The sequence below is a fragment of the Pseudomonas sp. KBN10P06128 genome, assembly GCF_037574945.1.
Classification (GTDB): Bacteria; Pseudomonadota; Gammaproteobacteria; order Pseudomonadales; family Pseudomonadaceae; genus Pseudomonas; species Pseudomonas aeruginosa.
The window spans coordinates 3,925,931-3,944,085 of the sequence record NZ_JBBELR010000001.1 but is presented as its reverse complement, the minus strand read 5'-3'; the positions used below and the strand labels follow the sequence as shown (position 1 = coordinate 3,944,085).

Below are 18,155 nucleotides of genomic sequence, written 5' to 3'. Positions count from 1 at the left end.
CTGCCTGTTCCTGACGAATGCCTTTCCCCGCTATTGCGCTTGCATGACACACCGCCGTCCGCGTCTCGGCTAGAGTACGGCGGCGGATGTGGAGGTGAATACGTGTCGGGGAAGTTTCCGGAAATGCCCTCGCGCCGAGGCTACTGGCTCGGCTGGTTGTGCCGCCTGGCCATGCTTGGCGGCGTCGCCGCGATGTTCTGGGCGCTGCTGCAATGCTTCGTCCTGCTGCACGGCGATCCGCCGCTCCAGCGCGCCCCGCTGCGGACGCCCTGGACCCTGCTGGCGCTCGGCCTGGCGCTGTTCCTCGCCGGTTTCTGCGGCGAGTACCGGCTGTGGCGGCGCCGCGCCGGTTGCTGAAACCGGCGTCAGGCAGCGCCCGTCGAAGGGAACAGCAGGCGCAGGTGGGTCTTCTGCTGCGGTACGCTTTCCGCTTCGGCGCGGCCGCCGTGGTAGGCCATGATCGATTGCACGATGGCCAGTCCCAGGCCGGTGCCGGCCTGGGCTCCAGTCTGGCGTCCGGCGCGGCGGTAGAAGCGCTCGAACAGGTGCGGCAGGTACTCCGGCGGGATGCCCGGGCCGTCGTTGCTGACCCTCACCTCGGTGTGCCCCGCGCGCTCCCCGATCCGCACGTCGATGCGCCCGCCTTGCGGGGTGTGGCGCACGGCGTTGGACACCAGGTTGGAAATGGCGCGCTGGATCATCAGGTTGTCGCCGTGGGCGAAGCCGCTGCCGGACAGGCGCAGTTCGACGCCCTTGTCCTCGGCGACCATCTCGTACAGGTCGATGACCTTGGCCGCCTGCTCGTGCAGGGCGACGCAGCCGAACTGGGCCTGGATCGCCGGGTTGTCCACCTGCACCAGGAACAGCATGTCGGTGACGATCCGCGACAGCCGCTCCAGTTCCTCGGCATTGGACTCCAGGGCTTCGCGGTATGCCGCGCTGTCGCGATGCTGGCTGAGCAGCACCTGGTTGCGCACCAGCAGGTTGCAGATCGGCGCGCGCAGTTCGTGGGCCAGGTCGTCGGAGAACTGCGAGAGCTGGCGTACGCCATCCTCGAGGCGGCCGAGCATGTGGTTGAAGCTGCGGGCCAGGCTGTCCAGCTCGCGCGGCAGGTTCTGCTCGGGGATGCGGTAGGAGAGATCCTGCGGGCTGACCTGGGCGGCCACCCGGCGGAAGCGGTTCAACGGTTCGAGGCCGGCACGCACCACCCACCAGGCGGCCAGGGCGATCAATGGCAGGAGGAAGGGCAGGGCCAGCAGGGTGGCGCGGAGGAAACCGTCGAGCAGGCGCTCGTCGGCGTTGCGCTCGCTGCTCAGCAACACCTGTACCGGGGTGCCGTTCTTCATGCGCATGGAAGCGCCGATGCTCAGCAGGCGCTGGTCGTTGCCGGTGCTCCAGCTCTGGAACACCGGCTGGCGGGCGTCCGCCTGCAAGCGGGCGAGAAGCGCGCGGTTGGCCGCGACGCTGGCCGCGGCCTGGTCGCCGAAGCTCATCAGCGGCTGGCCGCTGCGGCTGTCGAGAATGCTCAGGTGCAGGCCGCTGTGGGCCACCAGTTGGTCCTGCAGGGCATGCGCCTGTACGGCCGGGTCGCTGCGCAGGTCGAGATCGTCTTCCAGGCTGTGGCGGATCTGCTCCAGCTTCAATTGCAGGTTTTCCCGCTCGCGGGCTTCCAGCTCGCGGCCGAGGTTCCAGTGCGCCATCGCGCCGAGCGCCAGGGCCAGCAGCGCGCCGAGGGCGCCGACCAGCAGGGCCAGGCGCAGCGACAGTCGGCCTGGTGGCGTCATCGGCGCGCTTCCAGGACGTAGCCGACGCCGCGAATGGTATGGATCAGCTTGAGGTCGAAGCCGTCGTCGATCTTCGCCCGCAGGCGGCAGATGGCGACTTCCACCACGTTGGAGTCGTTGTCGAAGTTCATGTCCCAGATCAGCGAGATGATCTGCGTCCGGGTGATGACGTCGCCGTTGCGCCGCATCAGCAGGTGCAGCAGGGCGAACTCCTTGGTCGTCAGGTTGATCCGCACCCGGCCGCGGAAGGCCCGGTGGCGGCTGGCGTCCAGCTCCAGGTCGGCGACCCGCAGGACGTCCTGCATCGGTGCCTGGTCGTGGCGGCGCAGCAGCGAGCGGACCCGCGCCAGCAGTTCGGGGAACTGGAACGGCTTGACCATGAAGTCGTCGGCGCCGAGATCGAGGCCGCGCACCTTGTCGGTCAGCCTGCCATGCCCGGTGAGCATCATCACCCGCGCGCTGCTGCGTTCGCGCAGGCGGCGGAGCAGGTCCCAGCCGTCGATGCCGGGCAGGTTGACGTCGAGGATCACCAGTTCGTAAGGGTGTTGCAAGGCCATGTGCAGGCCGTCGATACCATCGTTGGCGCGGTCGACGATGTAGCCGCTTTCGGTCAGGCCCTGGTGCAGGTAGTCGGCAGTCTTGACTTCATCTTCGATAATAAGGATGCGCATGTTCGCCCCTATATAAAGTATGGATTCATTTGCAAGTAAATGTTTAAGTGCATTGCTATAAAGTTACATTGCGGGCGTTGCCTGGATAGAGTCCTGGAAATGTAATTTCATATCGTTGCGCTGCTTCGATGATAATTATCGAATGACCGGGTAGTTCTCCCGGGAGTCCGCCTGAAAACTTTGGAAATGTCCGCGGCGCAAGCACCGCTGGGCGTGAGGGGCAATGCCTTTTGTAAGCGCATGTTGCTTTTGTCCCTATGTTTCATCCAACTATTGCCAGTCTCTTCGAAGGTTGCCGAAGTGTAACCGCTAATTGTCCGTGGAGAATATTCATTACCGACTTGTAATTCTTCCGTCACCTTGCCGATAAGCCCCGCTACCTAACATCTGCCGCATCCCGGAAGTGCAACTTCGAATATCGCCGGCGAGATATCGCCGATGAACGGTTGCGTGGTTCCGGGCCGGTAATGGATCGCCGTCGCCGACGACGATCAGCAGACGAGGAGCGGAACATGCCGATACTTCGGCCACTGGCCAGCGCGGGGAAACGCGCCTGCTGGCTACTGATGGGACTCTGCCTGGGCCTGCCGGCCCTGGCGAACGAGGCGCCGGTGAGTTTCAACGGCACTTCGATCAGCCTCGAGCAGGCGTTGGAGCGGGCCCTGCGGAGCAACCCCGAGCTGGCGGCGGTGGGGCGCGAGACCGAGATCGCCAGCGGCGCGCGGCAGCAGGCCGGGCTGATCCCCAACCCGGATCTGTCCTGGAGCGTCGAGGACACCCGCCAGGGCAATCGCCAGACCAGCGTCAGCATCGCCCAGCCGCTGGAGCTGGGCGGCAAGCGCGGCGCGCGGGTGGAGGTGGCGAAACGCGGCAGCGAGATCGCCTGGACCCAACTGGAAGTCCGTCGCGCCGAACTGCGCGCCCAGGTCCGTGGCGCCTACTACGCGGCGCTGACCGCGCAGGAGCGGGTGCGCCTGGCGAAGACCTCCCTGGACCTGGCCAGGCGCGCGCTGCAGGCCGCCGACCGACGGGTCAAGGCCGGCAGCATCTCTTCGGTGGAACGGGTCCGCGCCCAGGTCCTGGCGGACAACGCCCAGCTCGACCTGAGCCAGGCGGAGCTGGAGCAGCAGCGCACCTATGTGCAGCTGTCGAGCACCTGGGACGAGCCGCAGCCAGGCTTCGCCAGGGTCGGCGGTGCGCTCGACGCGGTGCCGGCGAGCATCACCCGTGGCGCCTTGCTGCGCCATCTCGACGAGTCGCCGACCTTGCGCCTGGCGGCCCAGGAGGTAGCGCGCGGCGAGGCCCAGGTCGACCTGGAGAAGCGCCAGCGCATCCCCAACCTGACGGTCAGCATCGGCAGCAAGTACGACCAGACCGCCCGCGACGGACGTGGCGAACGGGTCAACCTGATCGGCCTGTCGATGCCGCTGCCGCTGTTCGACCGCAACCAGGGCAACATCTACGCCGCCCAGAGCCGCGTCGACCAGGCCCGCGACCTGCAGCGCGCGACCCTGCTGCGCCTGCGCAGCGAAGCGGTACAGGCCTACGACCAGTTGCGCACCTCGGAACAGGAGCTGGCGCTGGTCCGTCGCGACCTGCTGCCCGGCGCACAGAGCGCGCTGGACTCGATGACCCGCGGCTTCGAGATGGGCAAGTTCAACTTCCTCGACGTGCTCGATGCCCAGCGCACCCTGGTCGGCGTCCGTGCCCAGTACGTGCGCGCGCTGGACGCCGCGGCACAGGCGCGGGTGAGCATGGAGCGCCTGCTCGGCGAAGACATCGGCCACCTCGGCCAGTGAGATTTCCGGGGCGGGCCGCCGGCGCGCCCCCCGAACGGTTCGGGAGAACAGAATGGGCAAGAAGACGATTATCGCGGTGACCGCACTGGCACTGCTCGGCCTGGGCGGCGGCGCCTACCTGGAGCTGGGCGGCAAGGCGCCGGCCGGCGCCGGCGAAGCGGCCGCCGAGGGCGAGGGCAGCGGACCGCGCGGCGGCATGTTGTTGCGCCAGGGCGACCTGACCCTGGAACTGCTGGTGCCGGAGGACGGCAGCCCGCTCAAGGCCTGGGTCGAGCGCGGCGGCAAGGCGCTGGCGCCGCAGGAGGTGGTCCTCGGCGCCGACGTCGAGCGTGCCACCGGCGAGGTCGAGGACCTGCTGTTCAAGGCCAGCGGCGATGGCCTGGTGGCCAATGCCGGGATCGCCGAGCCGCATGCCTTCACCGCGCGCCTCAAGCTGATGGCCGGCAAACAGGGCTACGACTTCGCCTTCACCCGCGAGGAGGGCAAGCTGGAGCTGGATGCCGAGCAGATCGAGGCCGCCGGCATCACCCTCGATACGGCGCGGACGATCAGCCTGGCCCAGGTGGTCTCGCTGCCCGGCGAGATCCGCTTCAACGAGGACCGCACCGCGCATATCGTCCCGCGCCTGCCGGGGATCGTCGACAGCGTGCCGGCCAATCTTGGCCAGGCGGTGAAGCAGGGCGAGCTGCTGGCGGTGATCAGCAGCCCGCAGTTGTCCGACCAGCGCAGCGAATTCGCCGCCGCCCAGCGCCGCCTGAGCCTGGCGCAGAGCACCTACAAGCGCGAGCAGCAGCTGTGGAAGGAGGGCATTTCCGCCGAGCAGGAATTCCTGCTCGCCCGCCAGGGTTTGCAGGAAGCCGAGATCGCGCTGAACAACGCGCGGGCGAAGATCGCCGCGCTCGGCGGCAATCCCAGCCTGCAGGGCGGCAACCGCTACGAGCTGCGCGCGCCGTTCGCCGGGGTGCTGGTGGAAAAGCACCTGACCCAGGGCGAGCCGGTGGACGGCACCGCCAACGTCTTCACCCTGTCCGACCTGTCCTCGGTCTGGGCCACCTTCAACGTGCCCGCGCAACTGCTCGGCCAGGTCCGCGTCGGCAGTAAGGTCAAGGTGCTCGCCCAGGCGCTGGATAGCGAGGTGGAGGGCACCGTGTCCTACATCGGCGACCTGCTCGGCGAGCAGACCCGCGCGGCCACCGCCCGGGTCACCCTGAGCAACCCCGAGAGCACCTGGCGCCCGGGCCTGTTCGTTTCCGTGCAGGTGGCCGAGGCGACCCGCAAGGAAGTCCTGACGGTCGCCGACGGCGCGGTGCAGAACGTCGACGGCGAGGACGTGGTGTTCGTCCGCGTGGCCGACGGCTTCGTGGTCCAGCCGGTCAAGCTGGGCATCAGCGACGGCCAGCGCGTCGAGGTCCTCGAGGGCCTGCGCGCCGGCAGCCAGGTCGCCGCCAGCGGCAGCTTCATCCTCAAATCCGAACTGGGCAAGGGCTCGGCGGAACACGGTCACTGAGTCCCGCTCCAGGAGTCTTCGCATGTTCGAACGCATCATCCAATTCGCCATCGAGCAACGCTGGCTGGTCCTGCTGGCGGTGCTGGGGATGGCCGGGGTCGGCATCGGCAGCTACCAGAGGCTGTCCATCGACGCGGTCCCGGACATCACCAACGTCCAGGTGCAGATCAATACCGCCGCCCCCGGCTACTCGCCGCTGGAAGTGGAGCAGCGGATCACCTACCCGGTGGAGACCGTCATGGCCGGCCTGCCGGGTTTGCAGGAAACCCGTTCGCTGTCGCGGCCGGGGATTTCCCAGGTGACGGTGATCTTCGAGGAAGGCACCGACATCTACTTCGCCCGCCAGCAGGTCAACGAACGCCTGAGCACGGCGCGCGAGCAACTGCCGGAAGACATCTCGCCGACCCTCGGGCCGATCTCCACCGGTCTCGGCGAGATCTACCTGTGGACGGTAGAGGCCGAGGAGGGCGCGACCAAGGAGGACGGCAGCGCCTACACGCCCACCGACCTGCGCACCATCCAGGACTGGATCATCCGTCCGCAGTTGCGCAACGTGAAGGGCGTGGCCGAGATCAACACCATCGGCGGCTACGCCAAGCAATTCCTCATCGCCCCGGATCCGAAGAAGCTCGCGGCCTACAAGCTGACCCTCGGCGACCTGCAGAACGCCGTGCTGCGCAACAACGAGAACGTCGGCGCCGGCTACATCGAGCGGCGCGGCGAGCAGTTGCTGATCCGCGCGCCGGGCCAGGTCAAGGACATGGACGATATCCGCGGAATCATCGTTTCCAACGTCGACGGCGTGCCGATCCGTATCCGCGACGTCGCCGAGGTCGGCCTGGGCAAGGAGCTGCGCACCGGCGCGGCCACCGAGAACGGCCGCGAAGTGGTGCTCGGCACGGTGTTCATGCTGATCGGCGAGAACAGCCGGGAAGTGGCCCAGGCGGTCGGCCAGCGCCTGGAGGAGATCAACCGGACCCTGCCCAAGGGGGTCAAGGCGATCACCGTCTACGACCGCACCACCCTGGTGGACAAGGCCGTGGCCACGGTGAAGAAGAACCTGGTGGAAGGCGCGGCGCTGGTGATCGCGGTGCTCTTCCTGTTCCTCGGCAATATCCGCGCGGCGCTGATCACCGCCACCATCATCCCGCTGTCGATGCTGTTCACCTTCACCGGGATGGTCGGCAACAGGGTCAGTGCCAACCTGATGAGCCTCGGCGCGCTGGACTTCGGCATCATCGTCGACGGCGCCGTGGTGATCGTCGAGAACGCCATCCGCCGCCTGGCCCACGCCCAGGCCCACCACGGCCGCCAGCTGACCCGCGCGGAACGTTTCCACGAGGTCTTCGCCGCGTCCAGGGAGGCGCGCCGGGCGCTGATCTTCGGCCAGATCATCATCATGGTGGTGTACCTGCCGATCTTCGCCCTCACCGGGGTCGAGGGGAAGATGTTCCACCCGATGGCGTTCACCGTGGTCACCGCGCTGCTTGGCGCGATGATCCTCTCGGTGACCTTCGTCCCGGCGGCGATCGCGCTGTTCATCACCGGCAAGGTCAAGGAGGAGGAGAACTTCGTCATGCGCCGCGCGCGTCTGGCCTACGAACCGGCGCTGCGCTGGGTGCTCGGACACCGCGCGCTGGTGGTCGGCGGCGCCCTCGGCGCGATCCTGCTCACCGCGCTGGTGGCCTCGCGGATGGGCAGCGAGTTCATTCCCAGCCTCAGCGAGGGCGACTTCGCCATGCAGGGCCTGCGGGTGCCGGGCACCAGCCTGACCCAGTCGGTCGAGATGCAGCAGACCCTGGAGAAGAAGCTGATGGGCAAGTTCCCGGAGATCGAGCGGGTCTTCGCCCGCACCGGGACCGCCGAGATCGCCTCCGACCTGATGCCGCCGAACGCCTCCGACAGCTACGTGATGCTCAAGCCGCAGAGCCAGTGGCCGGACCCGAAGAAGTCGCGGGAGGCGCTGCTGGAAGAATTGCAGGCCGCGGCCCTTGAGGTGCCGGGCAGCGTCTACGAGTTCTCCCAGCCGATCCAGTTGCGCTTCAACGAACTGATCTCCGGGGTGCGCAGCGACGTCGCGGTGAAGGTCTTCGGCGACGACATGCAGGTGCTCAACGACACCGCGGAGAAGATCTCCAAGGTGCTGCAAAGCATCGACGGCGCCTCCGAGGTGAAGGTCGAGCAGACCACCGGCCTGCCGGTGCTGACGGTGGACATCGACCGCGACAAGGCGGCACGCTTCGGCCTCAATGTCGGCGACATCCAGGACACCGTGGCCATCGCTCTCGGCGGACGCAATGCCGGTACCCTGTTCGAGGGCGACCGCCGCTTCGACATCGTCATCCGCCTGCCGGAACCCCTGCGCGCCGACCTGCCGGCACTGTCCAACCTGCTGATCCCGCTGCCGCCGAACAACCTGGCGCGGATCGACTTCATCCCGCTGTCGGACGTGGCGCGCCTCGACCTCTCGCCGGGACCGAACCAGATCAGCCGGGAGAACGGCAAGCGGCGCATCGTGGTCAGCGCCAACGTGCGCGGTCGCGACATCGGCTCGTTCGTGCTGGAAGCGCAACAGAAGCTGCAGGACGGGGTGAAGATCCCGGCCGGCTACTGGACCACCTGGGGCGGCCAGTTCGAACAGTTGCAGTCCGCCGCCAAGCGCTTGCAGGTAGTGGTGCCGGTGGCGCTGCTGCTGGTGTTCACCTTGCTCTTCGCCATGTTCAACAACGTCAAGGACGGCCTGCTGGTGTTCACCGGCATCCCCTTCGCCCTCACCGGCGGGGTGCTGGCCCTGTGGCTGCGCGGGATACCGCTGTCGATCTCGGCGGCGGTGGGTTTCATCGCCCTGTCCGGGGTGGCGGTGCTCAACGGCCTGGTGATGATCTCCTTCATCCGCAACCTGTTGCAGGAAGGACGCAGCCTCGACCAGGCGGTGTGGGAGGGCGCCATCACTCGCCTGCGTCCGGTGCTGATGACCGCCCTGGTGGCGTCCCTCGGTTTCGTGCCGATGGCCCTGGCCACCGGCACCGGCGCCGAGGTGCAGCGGCCGCTGGCGACGGTGGTGATCGGCGGCATCCTGTCCTCGACCATGCTGACCCTGCTGGTGCTGCCGGTGCTCTATCGCTGGACCCACGGGCGCGACGCCGGACCGCGCGAGGAGACGCCGGCGGCCGGCTGAAGCGGGCGCGCAAGCGGGCCGGCAGGGGAAACCCTGGCGGCCCTTTTTCGTTGGCCGTTGGACGGATTCCGTTCGATTACCGCACGCGATTGCCGGCCCGGATTGTCGCCGGCGGAGGGCTTGCGTAGTGTGGGTGGACGTTCCGCGCCCGGCGCTTGGCGCCGCGCGACGATAACAACAACGATAGCAGCCTGAGTGTCCTGCCCATGAATGCCTCCTTGCTCAGCGAGCGCAGCCGGGTGTTCGAACGTGCCGACCCCTATGCGGTGTCCGGCTACGTCAACCGGCACGTCGGTACGCACTGCATACGCCTGCCGGCCGCCGGCAGGCCGCAAGCCAGCCTCGACCACCGCACCTTCGCCAGCCTCGACCTGTGCCGGATCAGCTACGGCGCGGCGGTACGGGTCACCTCGCCGGCGCTGGAAAGCATCTTCCACCTGCAGATCCTCCTGCGCGGCCACTGCCTGTGGCGCGGCGGCGGGCAGGAACACGCCCTGGCGCCGGGCGAGCTGTTGCTGATCAACCCGGACGATCCGGTCGACCTGACCTATTCGGCGGACTGCGAGAAATTCATCGTCAAGCTGCCCTGCGCGCTGCTCGAAGCGATCTGCGCCGAGCAGCGCTGGAGCCATCCGGCGCGCGGCGTGCGCTTCCTCGAACATCGCTATCGCCTGGACCAGTTGGAAGGCTTCGTCGGCCTGCTCGCCCTGGTCTGCCGCGAGGCGGAGTCCGGCGAGCGGCTGGCGCGGGTCGACAGCCACTTCGAGCAGATCCTCGGCAGCAAGCTGCTGACCCTGCTGAAGACCAACGTCAGCCGCGAGGACCCCGGCGATGCGCAGGTCGTCTTCGCCCGCCTCGATGCCTACATCCGCCGCCATCTGCAGAGCGAGATCGAGGTCGCGGCGCTGGCCGAGCAGGCGCACATGAGCACTCGCTCGCTGTACGCGCTGTTCGAGCGCCAGCTTGGCGAGAGCCCTCGGCAATACATTCGCCGGCTGCGCCTGGAGCGCATCCGCGCCTGCCTGGAAGACCCCGGCTGCCGGGTACGCAACCTCACCGAACTGGCCCTGGACTTCGGTTTCGCCCACCTCGGCCGCTTCGCCGAGCAATATCGCCGGCAGTTCGGCGAGCTGCCTTCGGAAACCCTGCGCCGGCGCGCCTAGCGCCGACCGCCACGGCGTGCAGGAATCGGCCAGCGATCCGCAGGCAACGGATATCCCCAGCAGCACGCGCTACCTAACCTGACCGGGCCTGAACAATAACAACGGAGGCCCCGGCCATGTCCCTGGGTAGCGATTACTTGCGTTCTCTGCTCGAGGAAGACCCCGAGCGCGGCGTCTACCGCTGCAAGCGGGAGATATTCACCGACCCACGCCTGTTCGAGCTGGAGATGAAGCACATCTTCGAGGGCAACTGGGTCTATCTCGCCCACGAAAGCCAGGTTGCCGGAATCAACGACTACCTGACCACCCAGATCGGCCGCCAGTCGATCGTCATCGCGCGCAACCGCGACGGCCAGCTCAACGCCTTCATCAACGCCTGCAGCCACCGTGGCGCGATGCTCTGCCGGCACAAGAGCGGCAATCGCAGCAGCTATACCTGTCCGTTCCACGGCTGGACCTTCAACAACTCCGGCAAGCTGCTCAAGGTCAAGGACCCGGCCGAGGCCGGCTACCCGCAGGGCTTCAACTGCGAGGGCTCGCACGACCTGACCCGGGTGGCGCGCTTCGAGTCCTACCGTGGCTTCCTGTTCGGCAGCCTCAACCCCGATGTCAGGCCGCTGGCCGAGCACCTGGGCGAGTCGGCGAAGATCATCGACATGATCGTCGACCAGTCGCCGGAAGGCCTCGAAGTGCTGCGCGGCTCTTCCAGCTATGTCTACGAAGGCAACTGGAAGCTTACCGCCGAGAACGGCGCCGACGGCTACCACGTCAGTTCGGTGCACTGGAACTACGCGGCGACCCAGAGCCAGCGCCAGCAGCGCGACGCTGCGGACCAGCCGCGGACCATGAGCGCCGCCGGCTGGGCCCGGCAGGGCGGCGGCTTCTACTCGTTCGAGCATGGCCACATGCTGCTCTGGAGTCGCTGGGCCAACCCCGAGGACCGGCCGGCCTTCGAGCGCCGCGCCGAGCTTGCCCGCGACTTCGGCGAGGCCCGCGCCGACTGGATGATCGAGAACTCGCGCAACCTCTGCCTGTACCCCAACGTCTACCTGATGGACCAGTTCAGCTCGCAGATCCGCATCGCCCGGCCGCTGTCGGTGGACCGCACGGAAATCACCATCTACTGCATCGCGCCGAAAGGCGAGAGCGCCGAGGCGCGCGCCCGGCGCATCCGCCAGTACGAGGACTTCTTCAACGTCAGCGGCATGGCCACCCCGGACGACCTGGAGGAGTTCCGTTCCTGCCAGCAGGGCTACCAGGGCAGCGTGGTCGGCTGGAACGACCTGTCGCGCGGCGCCGAACACTGGATAGAGGGCGCCGACGCGGCGGCCGCGGCCATCGACCTGCGGCCGCGCCTGAGCGGCGTGCGCACCGAGGACGAAGGGCTGTTCGTATTGCAGCATCGCTACTGGCAGGAGGCGCTGCTCGCCGCCCTGGAGCGCGAACGGACGCAGCGCGTGGCGCTGCGGGAGGTGGCGTCATGAGCCTGGGCTACGACGCCCTGCGCGATTTCCTCTACCGCGAGGCGCGCTATCTCGACGACAAGGATTGGGACGCCTGGCTGGCGTTGTACGCCGCGGACGCCAGTTTCTGGATGCCGTCCTGGGACGACCGCGACCACCTCACCGAGGACCCGCAGCGGGAAATCTCGCTGATCTGGTACGGCAACCGCGGCGGCCTGGAGGACCGGGTATTCCGCATCCGCACCGAGCGCTCCAGCGCGACCCTGCCGGACACCCGCACCTCGCACAACCTGAGCAACATCGAACTGCTCGGTGAGGACGACGGCATCTGCCGCGCGCGCTGCAACTGGCACACCCTGAGCTATCGCTACAAGACCGTGGATAGCTACTTCGGCACCACCTTCTACGACCTCGACGTACGCGGCGAGAGTCCGCTGATCAAGGCCAAGAAAGTGATCCTGAAGAACGACTACGTTCGCCAGCTGATCGACATCTACCACGTCTGACGCCCGCGCCGGCGGGCTGTCGAGGGACATGCCATGAACCATCGGATCGCACTCAACTTCGAAGACGGGGTGACCCGCTTCATCCATGCCGCGCCCGGCGAGACCGTGGCCGACGCGGCCTACCGCCAGGGCATCAACATCCCCCTGGACTGCCGCGACGGCGCCTGCGGCACCTGCAAGTGCCTGGCCGAGGCCGGGCGCTATGCGCTGGGCCAGGACTACATCGACGATGCCCTCAGCGCCGAGGAAGCCGCCCGCGGCTACGTGCTGACCTGCCAGATGCGCGCCGAAAGCGACTGCGTGCTGCGCGTGCCGGCGTCCTCGACCCTGTGCAGGACCGGCCAGGCGCGCTACGAGGCGCGCATCAGCGAAGTCCGGCAACTGTCGCCGAGCACCATCGGCCTGTCGCTGCGCGGCGAGGCGCTGGCCAGCCTGGCGTTCCTGCCCGGGCAGTACGTCAACCTCCAGGTGCCCGGCAGCGAGCAGCGCCGCGCCTACTCCTTCAGCTCGCTGGCGAAGGACGGCGAGGTCAGCTTCCTGATCCGCAACGTCCCCGGTGGGCTGATGAGCGGCTTCCTCAGTGGCACGGCCAGGGCCGGCGACAGCCTGGCGATGGACGGCCCGCTGGGCAGTTTCTACCTGCGCGAGATTCACCGGCCACTGCTGATGCTGGCCGGCGGCACCGGCCTGGCGCCGTTCACCGCGATGCTCGAACGGATCGCCGAGCAGGGCAGCGCGCACCCGCTGCACCTGGTCTACGGGGTGACCCACGACGTCGACCTGGTCGGGCTCGAGCGCCTGGAGGCGTTCGCCGAACGGATTCCCGGCTTCACCTGGAGCGCCTGCGTGGCCAGCGCCGACAGCGACTATCCGCGCAAGGGCTACGTGACCGAGCACATCGCCGCGCAGCACCTGTACGAGGGCGACGTCGACATCTACCTGTGCGGGCCGCCGCCGATGGTCGAGGCGGTCGAGCGCTACCTGCGCGAGCAGGGCGTGCGCCCGGCGAATTTCTACTACGAAAAGTTCGCCGCCAGCGCGGCCTGAACCCGAGCGAGCCAAGGAGATTCCCATGAACGACAGATTCCGCGACAAGGTCGCCCTGGTCAGCGGCGCCGCCCAGGGCATCGGCCTGGGCGTGGCCCGGCGCCTGCTGGAGGAAGGCGCGCGGGTGGTGGCGGTGGACCGCTCCGAGCTGGTCCACGAATTGGCCGGCGACGCCTGCCTGTGCCTGACCGCCGACCTGGAGCGCTACGCCGAATGCCAGCGGGCACTGGAGCGGACCCTGGAGCGTTTCGGCCGGCTGGACATCCTGGTCAACAACGTCGGCGGCACCCTCTGGGCGAAGCCCTACCAGCACTACGCCGAGGACGAGATCGAGGCCGAGCTGCGGCGTTCGCTGCTGCCCACCTTGTGGTGTTGCCGCGCGGCGCTGCCGGCGATGCTGGGGCAGGGTAGCGGGGCGATCGTCAACGTCTCGTCGGTTGCCACCCGCGGGGTCAACCGGGTGCCCTATGGCGCCGCCAAGGGCGGGGTGAACGCGCTGACCGCCTGCCTGGCGTTCGAGACCGCCGACCAGGGCATCCGCGTCAACGCGGTGGCGCCGGGCGGCACCGACGCGCCGCCGCGAAGGATTCCGCGCAACGCCGCGGCGCAGAGCGAGGAGGAGCGGCGCTGGTATCGACAGATCGTCGAGCAGACCCTCGACAGCAGCCTGATGAAGCGCTACGGCAGCATCGACGAGCAGGTCGCGGCGATCCTTTTCCTCGCCTCCGACGAGGCGTCCTACATCACCGGCGTGACCCTGCCGGTAGCTGGCGGCGACCTCGGCTGAGCGCATCAGTCGCCGCTTTCGGTGAACTTCTCCAGGTACAGCCGCAGATGCTCCAGGGAGCGCCCGCGCAGCCACTGGCGGACCGCCTCGACCATCGGCGGCGGCCCGCACAGGTAGAGGTCGAAAGCTTCGTCGCGCAGGCGGGCGGCGTCGAAATGCTCGTGCAGGTAGCCGCGCCGGCCGTCCCAGTCGGCGTCCGCCTCGCTGAGCACCGGGACGAAGCGGAAGCCGGGAAGCCGCTCGGCGTAGCCGGCGATCCGCTGCAATTCGCAGAGATCGGCGGCGCGGCGTACCCCGTAGTAGAGATGCACCGGCCGCTCGCAGCCGCGCTCGGCCAGTTCGTCGAGCATGCCGAGGAACGCCGACAGGCCGGTGCCGCCGGCCACCAGCAGCAACGGGCGCTCGACCTGGCGCAGGTAGAAGGTGCCCAGCGGCGCCTCGAAGCGGATCTCGTCGCCGACCCGGCACCCTTGGCGCAGGTAGTCGCTCATGGCGCCGCCCGGGAGCAGGCGGATGAGGAACTGCAGGTGGTTCTGCGGATTCGGCCGGTTGGCGAAGGAGTAGGCGCGCCGGCAGTCGCTGCCGGGTACTTGCAGCCGCGCGTACTGGCCGGGCAGGAAGTCCAACTGGCGGCCCGCGGCGCCGGCGTCGAGGCGGAGCAGCGCGGTGTCCTCGGAGAGCAGGCGCAGTTCGCGCACCACGCCGCTGTGCGCCTGGGCCGCGGCGGCGTGGCAGAGGGTCGAGGCGAAGTCGAAGTAGAAGGCCGCGTCGGAGCGCACCCGGGTCTGGCAGGCGAGCACCTTGCGCTGCTCCAGGTCGGCGGCGGAGAGGGTGTCCTCGTCGGCGTAGTCCAGGCTGTAGCTGCCCGCCTCGCAGCGGCCCATGCAGGTGCCGCAGACCCCTTCGCGGCAGTCCAGCGGCAGGTTGATGCCGTGGCGCAGGGCGGCGTCGAGGAGCAGGTCGTCGTGGCCGACGGGCAGGAACAGGGTCTTGCCGTCGGCGAAGCTGAGGGCGACTTTGTGATTCATCGTGACGGGCCCCGCCGTTCAGAGGTGGTAGAAGTCGAGGACCGAGTCGATCCGGTCGTTGAGCAGGACGATGTGCTTGCGCGCGATCAGCCAGGCCTCGCCATGGGGTTTCAGGCGGTAGGTGGCATGGCCGAAGAAGCTGCCGGTCTGGTCCAGGCGCTGGAACAGGGTCTGCCAGTTGACCCGCACTCGCAGCAGGCCTTCGCCTTCCTCGGCGATGCGCACATTGCCGATCTGGTGCAGGGTGCGCGGCATCGGCACGGTGGACGCGGCCTTGCCGGTGCGGATACGGAACACCCGGTCTTCCAGGCCGGCACGGCTGGGGTAGTAGATCAGCGACATCTCGCGCTTCGGATCGCGGGTGTAGCGCTGCTCGGACTCCCACTGCGGCAGGTGGAACTCGCACTGTTCGTCGAACTGCGCGAGGTAGCCGTCCCAGTCCTGGGCATCGCAGAGTTCGGCGTGGCGGTAGAGGAACTGTTCGACGCGGCACTGCAGTCCGGCGTTCATGGGGTCACCTCCTTCGCGCGCAGGGCCAGGCGCTCCAGGCCGTCGAGGAGGAAGCGCCGCCAATGCGCGTGCTGGTTGACGTAGAGGCCTTCATGGGTGATCTCGGTGCCGGTCAGCAGCGGCGCGATACCCAGCGCCTGGCTGTTCGGCGTCGCGCCTTCGAGCCACTTGCCGTGGCCGCGGGAGATGTCGCTCCAGCGCTCCAGGCGGGCCTGGAAGCCACGCTGGGCTTCGCGGAACTCCACCAGGTCGTCGGGCGTGCCCATCCCGGAGACGTTGAAGAAGTCCTCGAACTGGCGGATCCGGTTCTCCCGGTCGGCGTCCGACTCGCCCTTGACGCCGATGCACTGGCTGACGATCTCGGTACGGTTCCAGGCCAGCGGGCGGACGATGCGCAGCTGCGAGCTGATCTGGTCGATGACGAACAGGCTGGGGTAGAGATTGAGGTTGCGCAGGCGATGCATCATCCACTCGGCGCGGGCCTGGCCGTATTCCGCCACCAGCCGCGGCATCACGCTGGCGTAGCCGGGGCGTACGGCGGGGTTGGGCATCTCGCTGAAGAGCACGCTGTGGCCGTTGGCGAAGGAGAACCAGCCGTCGTCGGTGGCCGCGTCGCCGGCGCCGAGCTTGCTGTAGTCGAGGGTGGCGGCCGCGCCGCCGCGCTCGGCCTCGACCTGCTGGCGGTGCTGCACGGTGGCTACGTAGTTGTAGTGCACGGTACTGACGTGATAGCCGTCCAGGCCATTCTCGTTCTGCAGCTTCCAGTTGCCTTCGTAGGTGTAGGTGGAGGTGCCGGGCAGCACTTCCAGCTCGCCGCTGGGAGACTGCGCCACCAGCATGTCGAGGAACACCCGGGCGTCGCCGAGGAAGTCCACCAGGTCGTCCTCGCCGGCGACGTCCAGGCTGACGAAGACGAAGCCCCTGTAGCTCTGGATGCGCGCTTTCTTCAGGCCACGGGTGGCCTTGTCGAAGCCTTCCGGGTATTCGCCCGGCGCCTTGACCTTCACCAGCCGGCCGTCGTTCTTGTAGCACCAGGCATGGAACGGACAGGTGAAGGTCGACTGGTTGCCCTTGCCGACCCGCACCAGGGTCGCGCCGCGATGCTGGCAGGCGTTGACCAGCGCGTGCAACTGGCCGTTGCCGTCGCGGGTGACGATCAGCGGCTGGCGTCCGGCGCGCAGGGTGACGAAGTCGTGGGGCCTGGCCAGTTCGCTTTCGTGGCAGGCGTAGATCCAGTTCTTTTCGAAGATCAGCTCCATCTCCAGGTCGAACAGCTCCGGTTCGGTGAACATGTCCCGGGCGATGCGGAAGATGCCTTCCTCGGGACGGAAGTCGAGGCAGCCGCCGACATAGTCGCGCCACTGTTCGAGGCTTCTGCGGTTAGCGTTCATGCGTTCTCACCCTTGTGCGTTGTCGTTATGGGTGACCCATTCAACGGCCGCGAGCGGGGGCGGGCTATCCGCTTAGTCGACGATGCGCATCCCGAAAATGTGCGGCCGCCGAGGAGCGGCCGAGGGCCTCGCGGAGGGCTCGTTCCGGGTTCGAGCGGCGCTTGCGGCGGACGCTTTGTCCGGAAAGTCGGCGAACGCTATCCGGATAGTGGAGGATGCGGGGAGTCGGCCTTGCGCCGGCACATGCCTTGCATTTTGCTGAAAACAGAGCGCCAGCAGAGCGCACCCCCAGCCTTGCCGTGTCGAGTGCCGAACCATGATGAGGAGCCATCCCGTCGCCGATCGTGGCGATCTCCATGCCGACCACCTGGACCTGGCCGCCGCCCGTTCCTGGATGTCGAAGGTCTGCGGGCCGCACCGGCTCGAAGCGGCGAGCCCGGGACTGGTGCAGTTCCAGCACCACGGCAACGTGCTGAAGTCGATGTGCACCACCCTCGGCTACATCGGCTACGGCACCGACGTCACCATCACCGTCGAGGATGCCGCGGCGTTCAACGCCTACAGCCTGAGCCTGCCGCTCAGCGGCGAGCAGGAGCTGTGCCGGGGCGGGCTGCGCCTGCTCTCCGACGTCCGCCGCGGGGTGATCATCGCGCCCAACGAGCGCCAGGAGCTGAGCATCGCCGGGGACTGCCGCAAGTTGCAGGTGGTGATCGGCCGCACGGCGATGCGCAAGGTCCTGGAGGAGATGTTGCAGCGGCCGATCGATACGCCCTTGCGCTTCGATCCGGAAATGGATGCCCTGGACGGCGCCTCCGCGTCCTGGTGGCGCACCGTGCGGCACATCAGCGAGGAGATGGCGCGCAGCGAACTCTACGCCCAGGCGTTTTTCAGCAGCGACCTGGAGCGCGCGCTGATCAAGGGACTGATCCTGGCCCAGCCGAACAACTACAGCGAGGCCCTGCAGCAGGGCCTTGGCGGGCGCCCGCCGCACTACCTGCTGCGTGCCCGCGAGTTTCTCCAGGCCAACGCCCGCGAGACCCTGAGCCTGGAGGACGTGGAACGCGCCGCCGGAGTCTCGCGGTTCAAGCTGTTCGAGGGCTTCCGTCGCTACTTCGGGGTGTCGCCGATGAGCTACCTGAAGCACTACCGACTCGCCGCGGTGCGCGAGGAGATCCTCGCCAGCGGCGGCGCCCGCAGCATCTCGACGATCGCCCTGGGCTGGGGCTTCAGCCACCTCGGACGCTTCTCCGTGGACTACCGCAAGCGCTTCGAGGAAACCCCGAGCATGACCCAGCGCCGCGCCGCGCGGCGCTCCTGAGAG

At 68.1% G+C, this 18,155-nt stretch carries 15 protein-coding genes; 10 read left to right on the top strand and 5 right to left on the bottom strand.

The features are described 5' to 3' along the window. The first annotated feature begins 123 nt into the window (after nt 1-123). Entirely contained in the window at nt 124-357 is a 234-nt protein-coding gene (locus VQ065_RS18325; protein WP_016561952.1) for a hypothetical protein, read from the top strand. A gap of 8 nt (nt 358-365) precedes the next feature. On the opposite strand, the gene VQ065_RS18320 is transcribed toward VQ065_RS18325, so the two are convergent. Both VQ065_RS18320 and VQ065_RS18315 read right to left on the bottom strand, forming a co-directional pair. Further along, entirely contained in the window at nt 366-1,784 is a 1,419-nt protein-coding gene (locus VQ065_RS18320; RefSeq protein ID WP_003089902.1) for a sensor histidine kinase, read from the bottom strand. Further along, a complete protein-coding gene (locus VQ065_RS18315; protein WP_003089900.1) occupies nt 1,781-2,455 on the bottom strand; it encodes a heavy metal response regulator transcription factor in 675 nt (224 codons plus the stop codon). The genes VQ065_RS18320 and VQ065_RS18315 overlap by 4 nt, the downstream gene beginning before the upstream one ends. A 512-nt stretch (nt 2,456-2,967) precedes the next feature. Between VQ065_RS18315 and VQ065_RS18310 the strand changes: the two genes are divergently transcribed. The 8 genes from VQ065_RS18310 (at nt 2,968) to VQ065_RS18275 (ending at nt 13,905) form a co-directional block, all read left to right on the top strand. After that, the gene (locus VQ065_RS18310) at nt 2,968-4,254 is read left to right on the top strand and encodes a TolC family protein (protein WP_003089893.1); all 1,287 of its coding nucleotides are present in this window, start codon (nt 2,968-2,970) and stop codon (nt 4,252-4,254) included. 52 nt (nt 4,255-4,306) lie between these two features. Next, complete coding sequence (locus VQ065_RS18305) at nt 4,307-5,761, top strand: efflux RND transporter periplasmic adaptor subunit (protein WP_003109532.1); 1,455 nt, start codon at nt 4,307-4,309, stop codon at nt 5,759-5,761. A 22-nt stretch (nt 5,762-5,783) separates the two neighbouring features. Next, entirely contained in the window at nt 5,784-8,939 is a 3,156-nt protein-coding gene (locus VQ065_RS18300) for an efflux RND transporter permease subunit (protein WP_003089889.1), read from the top strand. A 206-nt stretch (nt 8,940-9,145) separates the two neighbouring features. Beyond that, nucleotides 9,146-10,102 (top strand): AraC family transcriptional regulator, encoded by a 957-nt coding sequence (locus tag VQ065_RS18295; RefSeq protein ID WP_003109534.1) that lies wholly within the window; start codon nt 9,146-9,148, stop codon nt 10,100-10,102. Nucleotides 10,103-10,218: 116 nt separating this feature from the next. Next, the gene (benA, locus tag VQ065_RS18290) at nt 10,219-11,586 is read left to right on the top strand and encodes a benzoate 1,2-dioxygenase large subunit (RefSeq protein ID WP_003089885.1); all 1,368 of its coding nucleotides are present in this window, start codon (nt 10,219-10,221) and stop codon (nt 11,584-11,586) included. Further along, the gene (benB, locus tag VQ065_RS18285) at nt 11,583-12,071 is read left to right on the top strand and encodes a benzoate 1,2-dioxygenase small subunit (protein ID WP_003089883.1); all 489 of its coding nucleotides are present in this window, start codon (nt 11,583-11,585) and stop codon (nt 12,069-12,071) included. The genes benA and benB overlap by 4 nt, the downstream gene beginning before the upstream one ends. Before the next feature lie 33 nt (nt 12,072-12,104). Continuing rightward, a complete protein-coding gene (gene benC / locus VQ065_RS18280; RefSeq protein ID WP_003089881.1) occupies nt 12,105-13,118 on the top strand; it encodes a benzoate 1,2-dioxygenase electron transfer component BenC in 1,014 nt (337 codons plus the stop codon). A 25-nt stretch (nt 13,119-13,143) separates the two neighbouring features. After that, nucleotides 13,144-13,905, top strand: coding sequence for a 1,6-dihydroxycyclohexa-2,4-diene-1-carboxylate dehydrogenase (locus tag VQ065_RS18275; protein ID WP_003089880.1), 762 nt, complete (start codon nt 13,144-13,146; stop codon nt 13,903-13,905). A 5-nt stretch (nt 13,906-13,910) separates the two neighbouring features. On the opposite strand, the gene antC is transcribed toward VQ065_RS18275, so the two are convergent. The 3 genes from antC to antA are packed head-to-tail and all read right to left on the bottom strand — an operon-like array spanning nt 13,911 to nt 16,834. Continuing rightward, nucleotides 13,911-14,933, bottom strand: a complete 1,023-nt coding sequence (antC, locus tag VQ065_RS18270) for an anthranilate 1,2-dioxygenase electron transfer component AntC (protein WP_003089878.1) — start codon at nt 14,931-14,933, stop codon at nt 13,911-13,913. 18 nt (nt 14,934-14,951) lie between these two features. Then, nucleotides 14,952-15,443, bottom strand: coding sequence for an anthranilate 1,2-dioxygenase small subunit (gene antB / locus VQ065_RS18265; RefSeq protein ID WP_003089877.1), 492 nt, complete (start codon nt 15,441-15,443; stop codon nt 14,952-14,954). Further along, nucleotides 15,440-16,834 (bottom strand): anthranilate 1,2-dioxygenase large subunit, encoded by a 1,395-nt coding sequence (gene antA, locus VQ065_RS18260; protein ID WP_003089876.1) that lies wholly within the window; start codon nt 16,832-16,834, stop codon nt 15,440-15,442. Before antA ends, antB begins: the two co-directional genes overlap by 4 nt. A gap of 316 nt (nt 16,835-17,150) precedes the next feature. On the opposite strand from antA, the gene VQ065_RS18255 reads away from it, so the two are divergent. Further along, nucleotides 17,151-18,152, top strand: coding sequence for an AraC family transcriptional regulator (locus VQ065_RS18255; protein WP_003089872.1), 1,002 nt, complete (start codon nt 17,151-17,153; stop codon nt 18,150-18,152). The last annotated feature ends 3 nt before the right edge of the window (nt 18,153-18,155 follow it).